This is a genomic window from Roseivivax sp. CAU 1761, from assembly GCF_054482755.1.
The window spans coordinates 113,403-128,594 of record NZ_JBTLRM010000003.1; the positions used below are offsets into that span (position 1 = coordinate 113,403).

Sequence of the window (15,192 nt, forward strand, 5' to 3'; positions counted from 1 at the left end):
TTCGGGAGGCGTCATGTCGGCCTCGGGCCTTCGGAAAATCGGCTTCGTGCTGCTCTTCCTCGTTCAGATCGGCGTCGCCACCGGCTGGCTGGCGGGGATCTGAGCGTGGCGCGGCGCTACCGCGGGCCATTCAGCCCCGAACCCGAATCCGATACCGACACGGCGGCGCCCCGGCCCGCCTATGACGGCGCCCGCGTGCACCCGGTCGGGGCGCGCGCCAACCTGATGTTCGTCCCGCCCCTGCTGCTGGCCCTGCTGTCGCTCGGCGCCGGGCCGGCGGGGCTCCTGGCGGGGCTCGTCGGGGCCGGGTTCTGGACGCTCGGGGCCTGGCTCCTGCGCGACGGGCTGCGCGCCGAGGCGGCCTACCACGCCCGCCGCGTCGCCAACCGCCCCGCCCTGCCCCGCAAGACCCTGGCCGCCGGCGCCGCCGCGCTCGGCACCGCCACGGCGGTCTGGCCCGGCGATGGCGGCACCGCCGCGGCGCTGGCCTACGGCCTCGCCACCGGCGGGCTGCACGTCCTGGCCTTCGGGCTCGACCCGTTACGGGCCAAGGGCATGAGCGGCGTCGATGGCTTCCAGCAGGACCGCGTCGCCCGGGTGGTGGACGAGGCCGAGGCCCATCTCGACGCGCTCTGCGCCGCCGCCCGCCGCTCCGGCGACCGTGCCGTCGAATCCCGGGTCGAGGCGTTCCGCCGCACCGCCGAGGACCTGATCCGCACCGTCGAGGAGGATCCGCGCGACCTCGCCGCGGCGCGCAAGTATCTCGGCGTCTACCTGATGGGCGCCCGCGACGCGGTGGAGCGCTTCGCCGAGATTTTCGCCCGCACCCGCGATGCCGGGGCGAAGCGCGACGTGCTGGCCCTGCTCGACGACCTCGAGACCGGGTTCGGCCAGCGCACCCGCAAACTGCTTCTCGACAGCAACAGCGATCTCCAGGTCGAGATCGACGTGCTCCGCGACCGCCTGCGGCGCGACGGGCTGGCTGTCGAGCCCGCCGGCGCCAAGAGCTAGGAAAGGAATTTCGATGTCGGACAAAGTGCGCGAGACCGCCGAGCGGGACCGGCCGCTGATCGAGGAGGCGGCGCGGCCGCTGCCCGAGCCGGCGGCGGCCGGGTCGGTGACCGGGCTCGGCGCCGCCGATCCCGCGACCCGGGACGAGATCCGCGCACGCATGGACGAGATCGACATCGCCGACAGCAATTCCATCGTCACCTTCGGCGCCACCGCGCAGGCCGAGCTGCAGGAGATCAGCCAGTCGATGCTGGCCGGCGTGCGCAACAAGGATGTGGGCCCGGCCGGCGACGGGCTGCGCGACATGGTGGCGACGATCCGCGGCTTCTCGGTCTCCGAGCTCGACCTGCGGCGTGACCGCTCGTGGTGGGAGAAGCTGATCGGCCGCGCCGCGCCGATCGCCAAGTTCACCGCCCGCTACGAGGACGTGCAGGCGCAGATCGACCGCATCACCGATGCCCTGCTGCGCCACGAGCACCTGCTGCTCAAGGACATCCGCGCGCTCGACATGCTCTACGACAAGACGCTGCAATTCTACGACGAGCTGGCGCTCTACATCGCCGCCGGCGAGGCCAAGCTGGCGGAACTGGACGGCGAGGCGATCCCCGCCCGCGAGGCCGAGGTCGCCGCCGCGGGCGAGGACGCCAAGGTGATGAAGGCGCAGGAGCTGCGCGACCTGCGCGCCGCGCGCGACGATCTGGAGCGCCGGGTGCACGACCTGAAGCTGACCCGGCAGGTCACCATGCAGTCGCTGCCCTCGATCCGGCTGGTGCAGGAGAACGACAAGAGCCTGGTGACCAAGATCAACTCCACCCTGGTCAACACCGTGCCGCTCTGGGAGACCCAGCTGGCCCAGGCGGTGACCATCCAGCGCTCCAAGGAGGCCGCCGGCGCGGTGCGCGAGGCGCATGACCTGACCAACGACCTGCTCACCGCCAATGCCCAGAACCTGCGCGAGTCGAACCGCATGGTGCGCGAGGAGATGGAGCGCGGCGTGTTCGACATCGACGCGGTGCGCAGCGCCAATACCGACCTGATCGCCACCATCGAGGAGAGCCTCGCCATCGCCGACGAGGGCAAGGCGCGGCGCGCCCGAGCCGAGGAGGAGCTGCAGAAGATGGAGGCCGAGCTGCGCACGGCGCTGGCCTCGGCCAAGGCGCGCGGCGACGGCACCGGCGACACCACCGGCACCTCCGTGCCGAACCGGGAGTAGGCCCGATGCGGCGGCGTTTCGCCCTTCTCGGCGCCGCTCTGGCGGCGCTTCTCGCCGGCTGCACCGCCGAACGCGGCGCCCAGCCCCCCGAGGCACGGCCCGAAGCGCGGCCTTCGGCCCCGGCGATCCCCGCGCCCAGCGCGCGGCGCCCGCCGGCGGCCGCCGCCCCGTCCGAGCGGAGCCGGGCGCTGGCCGCCTATTACGCCCGGGTCGAACAGGATCTGGTGGGACAGGGGCTGCTGCGCACCGATGGCGGCGGGCCCGACACGCCCTTCACCGACACCCAGCTGGCGCGCAATTTCGAGGCCATCGCCCTGTCGGAGGAATACGAGCGCGGCGCCGGGCTGCGCCCGGCCAGCGCGGGCACGCCCGGGCGGATCAAGAAGTGGCGCCAGCCGGTGCGCGTGACCAGCCATTTCGGCGCCTCGGTGCCGCGCGACCAGCGCAGCCGCGACGCCGCCGCCCTGGCGCGCTACGTCGACCGGCTGGCCGGGATCACCGGCCACCCGATGGCGATGCAGCCCCAGGACGCCAATTTCCACGTCTTCTTCATGGGCGAGGACGACCGCGCCGAAATCGCGCCGCGCATCCGCGCCGTGGTGCCCGGGATCGATTCCACCTCGCTGGCGGTGCTGCAGACCCTGCCGCGCGAGATCCATTGCCTGGTCATCGCCTTCGCCGACCAGGCCGGCGGCTACGCCTATGGCAAGGCGGTGGCGCTGATCCGCGCCGAGCATCCGCCGCTCCTGATGAAGTCCTGCATCCACGAGGAACTGGCCCAGGGCCTCGGCCTGGCCAATGACAGCCCGCGGGCCAGACCGTCGATCTTCAACGACGACGACGAATTCGCGCTGCTGACCACGCATGACGAGCTGCTGCTGAAAATCCTCTACGACAGCCGGCTGCGTCCCGGCATGGGCGCCGCCGAGGCCGCGCCGCTGATCCGCCGCGCCGCCGCCGAACTGCGCGGCGACCGGCTGGCGGCGGCGGACGGGTTCTGAGCCGGCGTCCCGGCAGCCTCACGGGAGACGGATATGGGCATTCTCGACTTTCTCTCCGGCCAGTTCATCGACGTCATCCACTGGACCGATGACAGCCGCGACACCATGGTCTGGCGCTTCGAGCGCGAGGGCCACGAGATCAAGTACGGCGCCAAGCTGACGGTGCGCGAGGGCCAGGCCGCGGTCTTCGTGCACGAGGGCCAGCTGGCCGACGTTTTCCGGCCCGGGCTCTACCTGCTCGAAACCAACAACATGCCGATCCTGACCAGCCTCCAGCACTGGGATCACGGCTTCCGCTCGCCCTTCAAGTCGGAGGTCTACTTCGTCTCGACGCAGCGCTTCACCGACCTCAAATGGGGCACCAAGAACCCGGTCATGGCGCGCGATCCGGAGTTTGGCCCGGTGCGGCTCCGCGCCTTCGGCACCTACGCCATCAAGGTCACCGATCCGGGCCTGTTCCTGACCGAGATCGTCGGCACCGACGGGGTCTTCACCGCCGACGAGATCACCTTCCAGATCCGCAACATCATCGTGCAGGAGGTGAGCCGCGTGCTGGCCGCCTCCGGGCTGCCGGTGCTCGACATGGCGGCCAATACCCGCGATCTCGGCCGGCTGGTGGCCGAGGAAGTGTCGAAGACGCTCGCCACCTACGGCCTCGTCATGCCGGAGCTCTACATCGAGAACATCTCGCTGCCGGCCGAGGTCGAGCGGGCGCTCGACAAGCGCACCTCGATGGGGCTGGTGGGCGATCTCGACCGCTTCGCCCGCTACTCCGCCGCCGAGGCGATGAGCGCGGCGGCGCAGAACCCGGCCGGCGGCGGCATGGCGGCGGGGTTCGGCATGGGGTTGGGCGGGGGCGTCGGCACGCAAATAGCCCGCGGCCCCTGGGGTCCGGTGCCGGGCGCGGGCGCCGGGGCGGCGATGCCGCCGCCGCCGCCGGTCGAGCATGTCTGGCACATCGCCGAGAACGGCCGCACCCGCGGCCCGTTCTCGCGGGCCCGGCTCGGCCGCATGGCCGCCGAGGGCACGCTGGGGCGCGACAGCTTGGTCTGGACCGCCGGACAGGACGGCTGGCTGCGCGCCGAGGACGTGCCGGAACTAGCACAGCTCTTCACCGTGCTGCCGCCGCCCCCGCCGCCGCCGCCGGCGCCATGAGCGCGGGCCAGGGCGCGCCCGGCGGCACGCCGCAGCGCGGCGGACCGGGCCCCACCGCGAGCCCAGGCCGCGCGCCCGCGAAACCCCGCCCCGGCGCAGCGGGGCCGCCATGAGCGCGGTCCCGCCACCCCCGCCGCCCGGCGATCCCCGCGAGCCCCCGGCGCCGGTCGAGGAGCACCGCTTTCCCTGTCCGCGCTGCGGCGCCGACCTGCGCTACGCGCCGGAGGCCGGGGACCTGCTCTGCGACCATTGCGGCTACAGCCGGCCGGTCGCCGCCACCGGCCCCTGGGAGGGCGGCATCAGGGAGCTCGATTTCCGCGCCGCGCTGGCCCGCCGCCTGCCCGAACAGGACATGGAGGTCACCCGCGTCGCCGGCTGCCCGAATTGCGGCGCCCGGGTCGAGTTCGACGCCGGCAGCCACGCCACCGAATGCCCGTTCTGCGCCACCCCGGTGGTCGCCGATACCGGGCTCAACCGCCACATCAAGCCGCGCGGCGCCCTGCCCTTCGCGCTGACCGAGGCGGCGGCGCGGCAGGCTATGACCGGCTGGCTGGGACGGCTCTGGTTCGCGCCGAACGGGCTCAGCGCCTATGCCCGCGCGCATCGCCGCATGCAGGGCGTCTACGTGCCCTACTGGACCTTCGACGCCCGCACCGTGTCGCGCTACCGCGGCGAGCGCGGCCGCGTGCATTACGAGCGGCGGCAGGTCGTCCGCGACGGCAAGGCGCAGGTCGTGCAGGTGCCGCGGGTGCGCTGGCGGCCGGTCTCGGGGCGCGTCGCGCGGGCCTTCGACGACGTGCTGGTGCTGGCCTCGAAGTCGCTGCCGAAACGCCATACCGATGCGCTCATGCCCTGGGATCTGAGCCGGCTCGAACCCTACCGGCCCGACTTCCTCGCCGGGTTCCGGGCCGAGGCCTACGCCGTCGATCTCGAGACCGGCTTCGCCGAGGCCCGCGAGGTGATGGACCGCCAGATCGCCCGCGACGTGCGCTTCGACATCGGCGGCGACCAGCAGCGCATCCACCGCATCGACACCGAGATCTCCGACGTGACCTTCAAGCACGTGCTGCTGCCGGTCTGGGTCGCGGCCTACCGCTTCCGCGACCGCAGCTACCGGTTCGTGGTCAACGGCCAGACCGGCCGGGTCGAGGGCGACCGCCCCTACTCGGCCTGGAAGATCGCCCTGGCGGTCATCGCCGGCGCCCTGCTTGCCGCGCTCTTGGGCTATCTCTACGCCGTCTATGGCGAGGGCGTGTCGTGACGGGGCGCCGGAGCGGACCGAGCGGGTTGTCTCGGCGGCCCCGGATCGGCATGTTTGCGCTAACAACGAGCGGAGGGACGCGATGATTCTGTGCTGCGGCGAAAGCCTGATCGACATGCTGCCGCGCGAAAGCGCCGCCGGCGAGACGGCCTTTGCGCCCTATGTCGGCGGCGCGGTCTTCAACACCGCCATCGCGCTCGGGCGGCTGGGCGCCCCGGCCGGGTATTTCGGCGGCCTGTCCACCGACCTCTTCGGCACCATGCTGGACGCGGCGCTGGCCGCCAGCCGCGTCGAGACCGGCTTCGCGGCGCGCAGCGACCGGCCCACCACCCTGGCCTTCGTGACGCTGACCGACGGCCATGCGCGCTACGCCTTCTACGACGAGAACACCGCCGGGCGGATGCTCGAGCCGGCCGACCTGCCCGCGCTCGGCGACGACGTCGCGGCGCTGTTCTTCGGCGGCATCTCCCTGGTCTCCGAACCCGCCGCCGACGTCTACGCGGCGCTGGCCGCGCGCGAGGCCGGGCGCCGGGTGGTGATGATCGACCCCAACATCCGGCCGGGCTTCATCCGCGACCCCGAGCGCTACCGGGCGCGGCTGGCGGCGATGCTGGCCGGCGCCGACATCGTCAAGGTCTCGGATGAGGACATGGACTGGCTCGGCACCGCGCCCGAGACGCTGATCGCCGAGGGCGCGGCGCTGGTGCTGGTGACCCGCGGCGCCGAGGGCGTCGACGCGGTGACCGCTGCCGGCGCCGAACGGGTGCCGGCGCGCCCCGCCGAGGTCGTCGACACGGTGGGCGCCGGCGACACCTTCAATGCCGGGCTGCTGGCCGGGCTGCACCGCGCGGGCCTGCTGGAGCGGGGCGCCCTGCGGGCCACCGGGCTCGCCGATCTGCGCCCGGCCGTTGCACTGGGGGCCGCCGCCGCGGCGGTGACGGTGTCGCGCGCCGGCGCCAACCCGCCCTGGGACAGCGAATTGTGAGGGCGCTGCTGCAGCGCGTCAGCCGCGCCTCGGTCAGCGTCGAGGGCGCGGTGCTGGGCGAGATCGGCCGCGGGCTCGCGGTGCTGGTCTGTGCCATGCAGGGCGACGGCGAGGCCGAGGCGGCCCGGCTGGCCGCCAAGGTCGCCCGGCTGCGCATCTTCCGCGATGCCGAGGGGCGGATGAACCGCTCGGTGCGCGACGCCGGCGGCGCGGCGCTGGTGGTGTCGCAATTCACCCTCGCGGCCGATACCAGCCGCGGCAACCGGCCCGGCTTCTCGGCCGCCGCGGCGCCCGACCTCGGCGAACGGCTGTACGAGCATTTCGCCGGCTGCCTGCAGGCCGAGGGCGTGCCGGTGGCGATGGGACGCTTCGGGGCCGACATGCAGGTGGCGCTGGTCAATGACGGCCCGGTGACGATCTGGCTCGACAGCGGCGCCTGACGCCGCGTCCTAGAGCAGCGGGCGCTTCTGCTGCACGACGTCGATCTGCCCGATCGCTTCCAGCTCTTCGATGTCCGGCACCGTGAGCCAGCCCTCGGACCAGGTCGCGAGCTGGCGGTCGCGCAGCTTCTTCAGCGTCTTGTTGGTGTGCACGAGGCTGAGGCCCAGCGCGTCGGCGAGGTCCTGCTGGCGATAGGGAAAGGGCACGCGGCGGCCCTTCCTCTCGTCCAGCGCCTCGAGCCGGCGCCACATCCGCGACAGCGCCCAGGCGATGCTTTCGAGCGCCGTCTGCTGGCCCACCGCGGTGAGCGCCTCGGCAAGGAAACTTTCCTCGGCCGAGGCGATCCAGGTCAGGTCATAGCCGCGCCGGGGGCTGCTTTCGAACAGGGTCCAGAGCTCGCGGCGGTTGAAGACGCAGAGCGTCATCGCGGTGGTCGCCTCGACGTGGTGGTTCATCTGCTGCATCACCCCGGCCTGCAGGCCGACCGTGTCGCCCGGCAGAACGAAGCTCAGCACCTGGCGCCGGCCGTCCTCGAGCAGGCAGTACCGCAGGCCGAAACCCCGCAGCGCGGTGTAGAGCTGCGGCGAGTTCGACCCCGCCTCCAGCAGCGGCGTCCCCGGCTCGACGGTGATCTCCCCGGCCTTGAACCGCTCCATGAACGCGAGTTCGGGCTCGGTCATCTTCTGGAACAAGGGTTTGGGGAGCAGCGGGCAATTTCTGCATTTGATCGTCATATTCCGCCCCTCCTATGTCGCAGTTTAATGCTGCGGGGCGGCACAGGGTCCATACGGGACCCGACCCCCGGTCATGCGCGACCGGACAATGCGGAAAGTCGGCAACGATTTCCACCGCACGACGGAGGCGTCGGCCCTGCCGAAGCCTGGCGCATACGGGGCACGCGTTTCGGGCTGCGGAGGCGGCCGCCCGGCTGAGGGGCCAAGGCGGTCGTCGACGGAGTTCGGGAGCACAAGGGCCGTCTCCCGCCGGGGCGGCCCTTGCTGTGTCCGGGGGCCTTCGGCCTCAGATCTCGGCGTCGGGATACCAGTCGGGGGTGCGCACCTCGACGCCGTTCACCATCTCGGCAAAGGCCTGCGGGTCCTTGGTGCCGCCGTCGCGGCCGCGGAAATGGTAGGGATAGACCACCTTGGGCTTGAAGGCGTTGACCGCATCCGCGGCCTGTTCGGCATCCATCGTGAAGGGCAGGTTCATGCAGACGAAGGCCAGGTCGATGTTCTCCAGCGCCCGCATCTCGTCGACGCCCTCGGTGTCGCCGGAGACGTAGACGCGGAAATTGTCGAAGGTCAGCACGTAGCCGTTATCGCGGCCCTCGGGATGGAAGTCGAGCCGCCCCTCGGTGATGTTGTAGGCCGCAATCGCGTCGATGCCGATGCCCTGCCATTCGGTGCTCTCGCCGTTGCCGATCGCCTCGGCCCGGCCGGCAAGGTCCTCGGGCAGCATGTCGCCGACCGCGGGGTTGGTGATCAGCTGGGTCGCCTCGCCCATCAGCGCGTTCAGCGTCTCGGGCTTGTAGTGATCGCCGTGCTCGTGGGTGATCAGGATCAGGTCGGGGGCGGGGAAATCGGCATAGGCCTCGGGCTCGCCCGCCGGGTCGACATAGATCACCCCCTGCGGCGCCTCGAGGATGAAGGAGGCGTGGCTGACCGGATGCACGGTGATCTCGCCACCATCGGTCGCGAAGGTGTTGCTCTCCTGCGCGGCGGCAAGCCGGGCATAGGGCAGAACCGTCATCGTGCCGGCGGCGGCGGCGGTGACGAGGAATGTGCGGCGAGAATGGGGCATGGTCGACCTCCGGTAATGGACCCGGCGACGAGCTAGCCTGCCGGGCCGCCGCTTCAACGCGGCCGCGGCCCCGGGCGCCTCGCGCCGGTATCGATTGCCGTGATCTTTTGTTTCCAAATCGGACCATAGTCTGGTCAAATTCGAACTTTATGCATGGCTTAAGACGGCATCGGGTAAGGGTGCGTCCGAGCCGTGAAGCCAAGGGCCCCGCATGCTGGAATTCGACCATGTCAGCAAGTCGTTCTGGACGGGGACGCAGCGCAAGGTGATTCTGGACCGGGTGTCGTTCCGCGTCGAACTGGGCGAGAGCCTCGGCATCCTGGCCCCCAACGGCACCGGCAAGACGACGCTGATCAAGATGATGGCCGGGCTCGAGAAGCCCGACGAGGGCCAGATTCGCCGCACCTCCCGGGTCTCCTTCCCGCTGGGCTTCATGGGCGGCGTCATCTCCAAGGTTTCGGCGCGCGAGAATGCCCGCTTTATCGCTCGGCTCTACGGGCTCGACCCCGATTACGTCGAATCGTTCTGCCGCTGGCTCTGCGGGCTCGAGGAATATTTCGACGAACCCGTGGGCACCTATTCGTCGGGCATGCGCGCGCGCTTCACCTTCTCGCTGATGCTGGCGCTCGACTTCGACATCTACCTGATCGACGAGGGCATGCCGGCCTCCACCGACGTGGCCTTCAACCGCCGCGCCGGCGAGATCCTTGCCGAACGCCTGCGCACCACCACCATCGTGATCGTCAGCCACCAGCCGCCGATCCTGGAGAAGTTCGCCCGCAAGGCCGCCGTCCTGATGGATGGCCAGTTGCACATGTTCGAGACGCTGGAAGAAGCGAAACGGCTCTATGACTACGAAACCCAAGGCTAAGCGCTTCCGCATCCGCGGCCCGCAGCCGCCGGCCGGGGCGTCCGGCCCCGCCAGCCCGGCCGGAGAGACGCCGCAGGCGGACGCGCGCCCCGCCCCGGCCGGCGCCTCGCCGGCCGCAGAGGCGCCGGCCGAGGGAGCGCCGGCGCCCGGTCCCGCCGTGCCCGGTCCAGCCGCGGCGCAGGCGGACGGAGAGGCGGCGCCCGGCGCCGCGCCCCCGGCGGTGGCGGGCGCCACGGATCTCGCGGCGATTCGCGCCGAGGGGCTGACCGGCCGGCAGCTGCGCATGGCGCGGCGGGTGGCGCAGAAGCACGGCCTAGAGCCGGCGGACGATTTCGACGCGGTGCGCATGCTGCGGGCCCGCGGCATTGACCCGTTCCAGCGCACCAACACGCTCGAACTGGTGGTCACCCGCGGCGCCGAGCCGGCCGCCGGGACCGCCGGCGCCGGCCGCGTCCCCGCGTCCGGCGACCGGGTGCAGCTGCCCCAGACCCTGCCCGCCGGCGGCCGCGGCCTGCCCGCCACCGAGGTCGCCGTGCCGCAGGGACCGAGCCCGGCGGAGCGCCGCGCCGCGGAGATCGGCAAGATCCAGCGCGACCTGGCCCGGCGCCGGCGGCGCAAGCTGGCGCTGCTGCTGACCCGGCTGGCTTTCTTCGTGCTGCTGCCGACGCTGGTCGCGGGCTACTATTTCTTCGCCATCGCCACGCCGATGTATGCCACCAAGTCGGAATTCCTGATCCTGAAGAACGAAACCGGCGGCGGCGGCGGGGTCGGCGGGCTCCTGACCGGCACCCAGTTCGCGACCAACCAGGACGCCATCGCGGTGCAGTCCTACCTGTCCTCCAAGGACGCCATGCTGCGGCTCGACGCGGATGAGGGCTTCAAGGCGCATTTTGCCCAGGCCTGGATCGACCCGATCCAGCGGCTCGCGCCCGATGCCTCGAACGAGGAGGCCTACGCGGTCTATGAGCGCAACATCGACATCGGCTACGACCCGACCGAGGGGGTGGTCAAGATGGAGGTCTCGGCCGCCGATCCGCAGGTCGCGGCCGAGTTCAGCCGGGTGCTGATCCGCTACGCCGAGGAGCGCGTCGACAGCCTGTCGATGCGCAAGCGCAGCAACGCCGTCACCGATGCCGAGCTCGGCCTGACCGAGGCCGGGGCGGCGCGCCGCGCGGCGCAGGAACAGCTGGTGCGGCTGCAGCAGGAGGGCGCGCTGCTCGATCCCGAGGGCCGGATCGCCGCCCTGCGCAGCCAGATCAACACCTTCGAGCTGCAGCTTCAGGAAAAGCGCCTGCAGCTGCAGGCCCTGCTCGACAATGCGCGCCCCAACCAGAGCCGGGTCGAGGGCGCCGAGGCCGATGTCCGGCGGCTCGAGACGCTGCTGGCCGAGCTCAACACCAAGATGACCGCGACCCGCGAGGGCGAGGATTCGCTGGCCGACATCGCCGTGAAGGTGCAGCTCGCCGAGGCCGACCTCGCCTCCCGCGACCTGATGCTGCAATCGGCGCTGGAGCGGCTCGAGACGGCGCGCCGCGACGCCGACAGCCAGGCGCGCTACCTCACCACCTCGGTGGAGCCGGTGGCCTCGGAGGATCCGAGCTACCCGCGCAAGTTCGAGAACACGCTGCTGGCCTTCCTGATCTTCGCCGGCATCTACCTGATGGTCTCGCTCACCGCCTCGATCCTGCGCGAACAGGTGTCGCACTAGGCGCGCGCGGCCGCGGCGTGGCGCGGCCGCGGCTCAGGAGGCCTCGCGCAGGCGCCGCTCGAGCTCGCCGGCATAGGCGCTGGCCCGCGCCTTGATGCGCTTCTCGACGCTGCCGCGGGCAAGCTTCAGGGATTGCACCAGGAGCCGCGCCGAGAGCGTGCGCGGCACGAGCTCGACCTCGCCCGCCACCCGGGTGCGGGTGCGCGACAGCGCCACCACGTCGAGCACGGTGCGGGTCTCGAGCCCACCCGAGACGCCGTCGAAGACCATGCGCTCGGGCGGCGCGAACTCGGCCAGCCGGATCTCGGCCTCGCGCGCGCTGCCGCGGAACGGGAAGCGCGCCTGCCAGGTCAGGCCGGCGCGCGGCCGGGCCACCTCGCCGGCGCGGTCGAGCTCCACGCCGCGGCGCCGCGCCGCGCGCTCCATCGCCTCGAAATCGCTGAGCGCCGCGAACACCCGGTCGAGCGGCCCCTCGATGTCCTCGCGGATTGCGAATTTCATGCCCTGCCCCGTTCCTTGCCGCGCTGCCCGGAGGTCCGGTCCCGGGCGCGTCGGGCCGATCCTCGCGTCAATCCAGCCGGTCCGCAAGCCAGTTGCGGAGCAGGAAATGCGCGATCGAGCCGGGCCGCGCCGGCCGCAGCCCGGGATCGCCGCCGGCCAGCGCCGCCACCAGCTCCTCGCGGCTGACCCAGCGCGCATCCTCGAGCTCGGCGGGATCGCGGCGGATGGTCTCGCTGCGCGCCTCGCCCAGGCAGCCGATCATCAGCGAGTTCGGAAACGGCCAGGGCTGGCTCGCCAGGTAGCGCACCGCGCCGATCTCGATCCCGGCCTCCTCGCGGACCTCGCGGCGCACCGCCGCCTCGACGCTCTCGCCGGGCTCGACGAAGCCCGCGAGGCAGGAATACATGCCCTCGGGCCAGCCCGGGGAGCGGCCCAGAAGCGTCCGGTTGCCGCGCGTCACCAGCATGATCACCACCGGATCGGTGCGCGGGAAATGCGTGGCCCCGCAGGCCGGGCAGCGCCGCTGCCAGCCGCCGCAGGCGATCTCCGAGGCGGCGCCGCATCGCGCGCAATGGCCGTGGCTCTCGTGCCAGTTCAGCACCGCGCGCGCCGTCGCCGCCAGTTCGGCGTCGCGCCGGCCGAGCCCTGCCATGACCTGGCGAAGCTCGGCGAAGCGGCCGCCCGGCAGCAGCGGATGTTCCTGCTCGCTGCGGTCGACGAAACCGCCCACCGCGTCGAGTTCGCCGCTCTCCGGCTGCCAGCCCGGCAGGTCGCGGGCGAAGCGCGCCGCCCCGTCCTCGCGGCCGAGCAGGATCGGCGGCCCGGCCTCGGCCAGCACCGGGTGGGTCGCCTCGAGCCGCGCCAGCCCCCCCGCCGCGTCGAAGAGCGGCTTGCCGCGCCACAGCAGCACGGTGCGGGCCGCGGCATCGGCCGCCGCCGCCGCCAGCGCCTCGGGCCGGGCGCGGATCTCGTCCGCCCGGTCGAGCCCCGATCCGCCGAAGGTCACCTGTTCCGCATGCCGCATGCTGTCCTCCTGCCCCGCGCGTCGCCGATCCATGGCAGGCGCGGCGCGGCAAGCCAAGCCCCGGAAGGCGCCCCGCCTCCGGCCCCGCCCGGGGTTGCAAAGCCCGCCGCGAGCCCCTAGATGCGTCCTCGAGAGGTTGGTGCGGGCAAGCGCCTCGCCAACCCGGTCAGGTCCGGAAGGAAGCAGCCGTAACGAGCCCCGCTTGGGTCGTTGTCCAACCTCTCACCCCTCCCCCCCTCCCCCCACGCCGCCCGGCCGCCCCGCTTCTTCTGAGCCGAAATATCCCGGGGTGAATTGGCCGCCAGGCCAAGAGGGGCAGCGCCCCTCCTCCCCCGCCCGAGGGGCAGCGCCCCGCCTCCCCCGCCCGGGGCGGCGCGGCGCCGGATCCGCCCTACCTCCCGCGGATGACCGCCGAACGCCCCGCCCCCCGCGACGCCGAGATTGCCGCTGCGCTGATGCGCCTGGCGCGCGCCCGCGGCCCGGACAAGACCTTCTGCCCGTCCGAGGTTGCCCGCGCCCTGGCGGCCGAGTGGCGTCCGCTGATGCCCGAGATGCGCCGCGTCGCGGCCGGCCTGCCGCTCGTCGCGACCCAGCGCGGCCGCCCGGTCGATCCCGAGACCGCGCGCGGCCCGATCCGCCTGGCGCTGGCGCCCGGGGCCGGGCCGGCGGCTCAATCGCGCCGGGGCGAGCGCGGATAGGTGCCCAGCACCTCGACCTGGTGGGTGAAGTAGCGCAGCTCCTCGAAGGCGCGGGCCACCGCCGGATCCTCGGGATGGCCCTCGATGTCGGCGTAGAACTGCGTCGCGGCGAAGGAGCCGCCGACCATGTAGCTTTCCAGCTTGGTCATGTTGACGCCGTTGGTGGCGAAGCCCCCCATCGCCTTGTAGAGCGCCGAAGGGATGTTGCGGACCTCGAAGAAGAAGCTCGTCATCATGCCGTGCGCGCCGCGCCGCGCCAGGTCGGCCTCGGGCGACATGACGAGGAAGCGCGTGGTGTTGTTGCCCTGGTCCTCGATGTGCCGGGCGAGAATCTCGAGCCCGTAGATCTCCGCCGCCAGTTCGCTGGCCAGCGCCGCCACCTGCCGCTCGCCGCGGGCGGCGACGTCGCGGGCCGCGCGGGCATTGTCCGAACTCACCCGCCCGGTGATGCCGCGCGCCTTCAGGAAGCCCGCGCATTGCGGCAGCAGCACGAGATGCGAGAACGCCTCGCGGATGTCCTCGAGCCGGGCGCCGGGCACGCCCAGCATGTTGATGTGGACCCGCACGAAGACCTCGTCGACGATGTGCAGGCCGGAATGCGGCAGCAGGGTGTGGATGTCGGCGACCCGGCCATAGGTCGAGTTCTCCACCGGCAGCATGGCCAGCGCCGCGGCGCCGGTCCGCACCGCCTCCACCGCGTCCTCGAAGGTGCGGCAGGGCAAGGGCTGGTGGTCGGGCCGGGCGTCGCGGCAGGCCTCGTGCGAATAGGCGCCGGGCTCTCCCTGGAAGGCGATGCGGGGGCGGTCTGTCATGGTCTGCGATCCGTCTGGCGCCCGGCGGGCGTTTGGTCGCGCCTCCTACACCTTGCCCTCGGCAAAGGGAACCAATATGGCATTTCGCGACACGGAACACCGACGGATGCGAAGCCATGTTTGACACGATGACGGTTACCAAGGTGGTCGGAGGCTTCTGCGGCACCTTCCTGGTCCTGCTGCTGGGCAAGTGGGTCGGCGAGACCATCTACCATGTCGGCGGCGCCGGTGCGCATGGCGAGGAGCACGCCGCGGCCTGGGTGATCGAGACCGACGAGGGCGAGGGCGGCGGCGAGCCGGCCGAGGAGGTCGATTTCGCCGCGCTCTGGGAAAGCGCCGATGCCGCCTCGGGCGAGCGCGTCTTCAACGGCTGCCGCGCCTGCCACAAGCTCGACGGCTCGAACGCGGTCGGCCCCTACCTGAACGGCGTGGTGGGCCGCGCCACCGGCGCGGTGGACGGCTACAACTATTCCGGCGCCCTGAAGGAGGCGACGCCGGAATGGTCGCCGGAGGCGCTGTTCCACTTCCTCGAGAACCCGTCGGGCTATGCCCCGGGCACCGCGATGAGCTATTCCGGCCTCAAGGACCCCGAGGACCGGGTGAACCTGATCGCCTGGCTCGAACAGCAGAGCTGAGCGCGCGCACCGCGCGGGATCGGGGCCGCTGTCGCAAGGCAGCGGCCCTTTTGCGTGCCGGGCGGGCAAGATCACA

The 15,192-nt window shown here is 72.2% G+C and carries 16 protein-coding genes and 1 other RNA gene; 12 read left to right on the forward strand and 5 right to left on the reverse strand.

Annotated elements, in window-relative coordinates; translation table 11 throughout:
• Positions 1–105: 105 nt before the first annotated feature.
• From ACXYMW_RS03500 to dtd, 7 genes are all read left to right on the forward strand, one after another.
• Positions 106–1,011, forward strand: coding sequence for a 5-bromo-4-chloroindolyl phosphate hydrolysis family protein (locus ACXYMW_RS03500; protein WP_459033901.1), 906 nt, complete (start codon positions 106–108; stop codon positions 1,009–1,011).
• A 13-nt stretch (positions 1,012–1,024) separates the two neighbouring features.
• Positions 1,025–2,224 carry a toxic anion resistance protein gene (locus ACXYMW_RS03505; RefSeq protein WP_459033902.1) on the forward strand — a complete coding sequence of 400 codons (1,200 nt, stop codon included), beginning with the start codon at positions 1,025–1,027 and terminating at the stop codon, positions 2,222–2,224.
• A gap of 5 nt (positions 2,225–2,229) precedes the next feature.
• Positions 2,230–3,225, forward strand: a complete 996-nt coding sequence (locus ACXYMW_RS03510) for a DUF2927 domain-containing protein (protein WP_459033903.1) — start codon at positions 2,230–2,232, stop codon at positions 3,223–3,225.
• Positions 3,226–3,258: 33 nt separating this feature from the next.
• The gene (locus ACXYMW_RS03515) at positions 3,259–4,380 is read left to right on the forward strand and encodes an SPFH domain-containing protein (RefSeq protein WP_459033904.1); all 1,122 of its coding nucleotides are present in this window, start codon (positions 3,259–3,261) and stop codon (positions 4,378–4,380) included.
• Between the two features lie 109 nt (positions 4,381–4,489).
• On the forward strand, positions 4,490–5,641 hold the full coding sequence (locus tag ACXYMW_RS03520; protein ID WP_459033905.1) for a TFIIB-type zinc ribbon-containing protein: 1,152 nt from the start codon (positions 4,490–4,492) through the stop codon (positions 5,639–5,641).
• An 82-nt stretch (positions 5,642–5,723) separates the two neighbouring features.
• Complete coding sequence (locus tag ACXYMW_RS03525; protein WP_459033906.1) at positions 5,724–6,626, forward strand: carbohydrate kinase family protein; 903 nt, start codon at positions 5,724–5,726, stop codon at positions 6,624–6,626.
• Positions 6,623–7,066: a D-aminoacyl-tRNA deacylase gene (gene dtd / locus ACXYMW_RS03530; RefSeq protein WP_459033907.1), complete on the forward strand. Its 444-nt coding sequence runs from the start codon at positions 6,623–6,625 to the stop codon at positions 7,064–7,066. Before ACXYMW_RS03525 ends, dtd begins: the two co-directional genes overlap by 4 nt.
• A gap of 9 nt (positions 7,067–7,075) precedes the next feature.
• On the opposite strand, the gene ACXYMW_RS03535 is transcribed toward dtd, so the two are convergent.
• Both ACXYMW_RS03535 and ACXYMW_RS03540 read right to left on the reverse strand, forming a co-directional pair.
• The gene (locus ACXYMW_RS03535; RefSeq protein WP_459033908.1) at positions 7,076–7,747 is read right to left on the reverse strand and encodes a Crp/Fnr family transcriptional regulator; all 672 of its coding nucleotides are present in this window, start codon (positions 7,745–7,747) and stop codon (positions 7,076–7,078) included.
• 340 nt (positions 7,748–8,087) lie between these two features.
• Positions 8,088–8,867 (reverse strand): MBL fold metallo-hydrolase, encoded by a 780-nt coding sequence (locus ACXYMW_RS03540; RefSeq protein ID WP_459033909.1) that lies wholly within the window; start codon positions 8,865–8,867, stop codon positions 8,088–8,090.
• 211 nt (positions 8,868–9,078) lie between these two features.
• On the opposite strand from ACXYMW_RS03540, the gene ACXYMW_RS03545 reads away from it, so the two are divergent.
• Together ACXYMW_RS03545 and ACXYMW_RS03550 are read left to right on the forward strand one after the other, a co-directional pair.
• Positions 9,079–9,738, forward strand: a complete 660-nt coding sequence (locus ACXYMW_RS03545; protein WP_459033910.1) for an ABC transporter ATP-binding protein — start codon at positions 9,079–9,081, stop codon at positions 9,736–9,738.
• Positions 9,716–11,446, forward strand: coding sequence for a capsule biosynthesis protein (locus ACXYMW_RS03550; RefSeq protein ID WP_459033911.1), 1,731 nt, complete (start codon positions 9,716–9,718; stop codon positions 11,444–11,446). The genes ACXYMW_RS03545 and ACXYMW_RS03550 overlap by 23 nt, the downstream gene beginning before the upstream one ends.
• Before the next feature lie 33 nt (positions 11,447–11,479).
• Here ACXYMW_RS03550 and ACXYMW_RS03555 read toward each other — a convergent pair whose 3' ends face one another.
• On the reverse strand, positions 11,480–11,947 hold the full coding sequence (locus tag ACXYMW_RS03555) for an SRPBCC family protein (RefSeq protein ID WP_459033912.1): 468 nt from the start codon (positions 11,945–11,947) through the stop codon (positions 11,480–11,482).
• Positions 11,948–12,014: 67 nt separating this feature from the next.
• Positions 12,015–12,971 (reverse strand): NAD(+) diphosphatase, encoded by a 957-nt coding sequence (gene nudC, locus ACXYMW_RS03560; RefSeq protein ID WP_459033913.1) that lies wholly within the window; start codon positions 12,969–12,971, stop codon positions 12,015–12,017.
• A gap of 130 nt (positions 12,972–13,101) precedes the next feature.
• On the opposite strand from nudC, the gene ffs reads away from it, so the two are divergent.
• Positions 13,102–13,198: signal recognition particle sRNA small type (ffs, locus tag ACXYMW_RS03565), an RNA gene on the forward strand.
• Between the two features lie 177 nt (positions 13,199–13,375).
• Entirely contained in the window at positions 13,376–13,669 is a 294-nt protein-coding gene (locus ACXYMW_RS03570) for a DUF3253 domain-containing protein (protein WP_459033914.1), read from the forward strand.
• Here the strand turns inward: ACXYMW_RS03570 and ACXYMW_RS03575 are convergent.
• Positions 13,642–14,481, reverse strand: coding sequence for a prephenate dehydratase (locus ACXYMW_RS03575; RefSeq protein WP_459033915.1), 840 nt, complete (start codon positions 14,479–14,481; stop codon positions 13,642–13,644). The two genes, ACXYMW_RS03570 and ACXYMW_RS03575, sit on opposite strands and share 28 nt — an antisense overlap.
• 116 nt (positions 14,482–14,597) lie before the next feature.
• Here ACXYMW_RS03575 and ACXYMW_RS03580 point away from each other — a divergent pair, with 116 nt between their 5' ends.
• Positions 14,598–15,116: a c-type cytochrome gene (locus tag ACXYMW_RS03580; protein ID WP_459033916.1), complete on the forward strand. Its 519-nt coding sequence runs from the start codon at positions 14,598–14,600 to the stop codon at positions 15,114–15,116.
• Positions 15,117–15,192 lie beyond the last annotated feature (76 nt).

Excerpts from the sequence above, each read along its gene's own strand:
- ACXYMW_RS03555 (WP_459033912.1), bottom strand. The coding sequence starts at position 11,947 with ATGAAATTCGCAATCCGCGAGGACATCGAGGGGCCGCTCGACCGGGTG.
- ACXYMW_RS03540 (WP_459033909.1), bottom strand. The coding sequence starts at position 8,867 with ATGCCCCATTCTCGCCGCACATTCCTCGTCACCGCCGCCGCCGCCGGC.
- ACXYMW_RS03580 (WP_459033916.1), top strand. The coding sequence starts at position 14,598 with ATGTTTGACACGATGACGGTTACCAAGGTGGTCGGAGGCTTCTGCGGC.
- ACXYMW_RS03575 (WP_459033915.1), bottom strand. The coding sequence starts at position 14,481 with ATGACAGACCGCCCCCGCATCGCCTTCCAGGGAGAGCCCGGCGCCTAT.
- ACXYMW_RS03510 (WP_459033903.1), top strand. The coding sequence starts at position 2,230 with ATGCGGCGGCGTTTCGCCCTTCTCGGCGCCGCTCTGGCGGCGCTTCTC.
- ACXYMW_RS03570 (WP_459033914.1), top strand. The coding sequence starts at position 13,376 with ATGACCGCCGAACGCCCCGCCCCCCGCGACGCCGAGATTGCCGCTGCG.
- ACXYMW_RS03545 (WP_459033910.1), top strand. The coding sequence starts at position 9,079 with ATGCTGGAATTCGACCATGTCAGCAAGTCGTTCTGGACGGGGACGCAG.
- ACXYMW_RS03520 (WP_459033905.1), top strand. The coding sequence starts at position 4,490 with ATGAGCGCGGTCCCGCCACCCCCGCCGCCCGGCGATCCCCGCGAGCCC.
- ACXYMW_RS03535 (WP_459033908.1), bottom strand. The coding sequence starts at position 7,747 with ATGACCGAGCCCGAACTCGCGTTCATGGAGCGGTTCAAGGCCGGGGAG.
- ACXYMW_RS03550 (WP_459033911.1), top strand. The coding sequence starts at position 9,716 with ATGACTACGAAACCCAAGGCTAAGCGCTTCCGCATCCGCGGCCCGCAG.
- ACXYMW_RS03525 (WP_459033906.1), top strand. The coding sequence starts at position 5,724 with ATGATTCTGTGCTGCGGCGAAAGCCTGATCGACATGCTGCCGCGCGAA.
- nudC (WP_459033913.1), bottom strand. The coding sequence starts at position 12,971 with ATGCGGCATGCGGAACAGGTGACCTTCGGCGGATCGGGGCTCGACCGG.
- ACXYMW_RS03515 (WP_459033904.1), top strand. The coding sequence starts at position 3,259 with ATGGGCATTCTCGACTTTCTCTCCGGCCAGTTCATCGACGTCATCCAC.
- ACXYMW_RS03505 (WP_459033902.1), top strand. The coding sequence starts at position 1,025 with ATGTCGGACAAAGTGCGCGAGACCGCCGAGCGGGACCGGCCGCTGATC.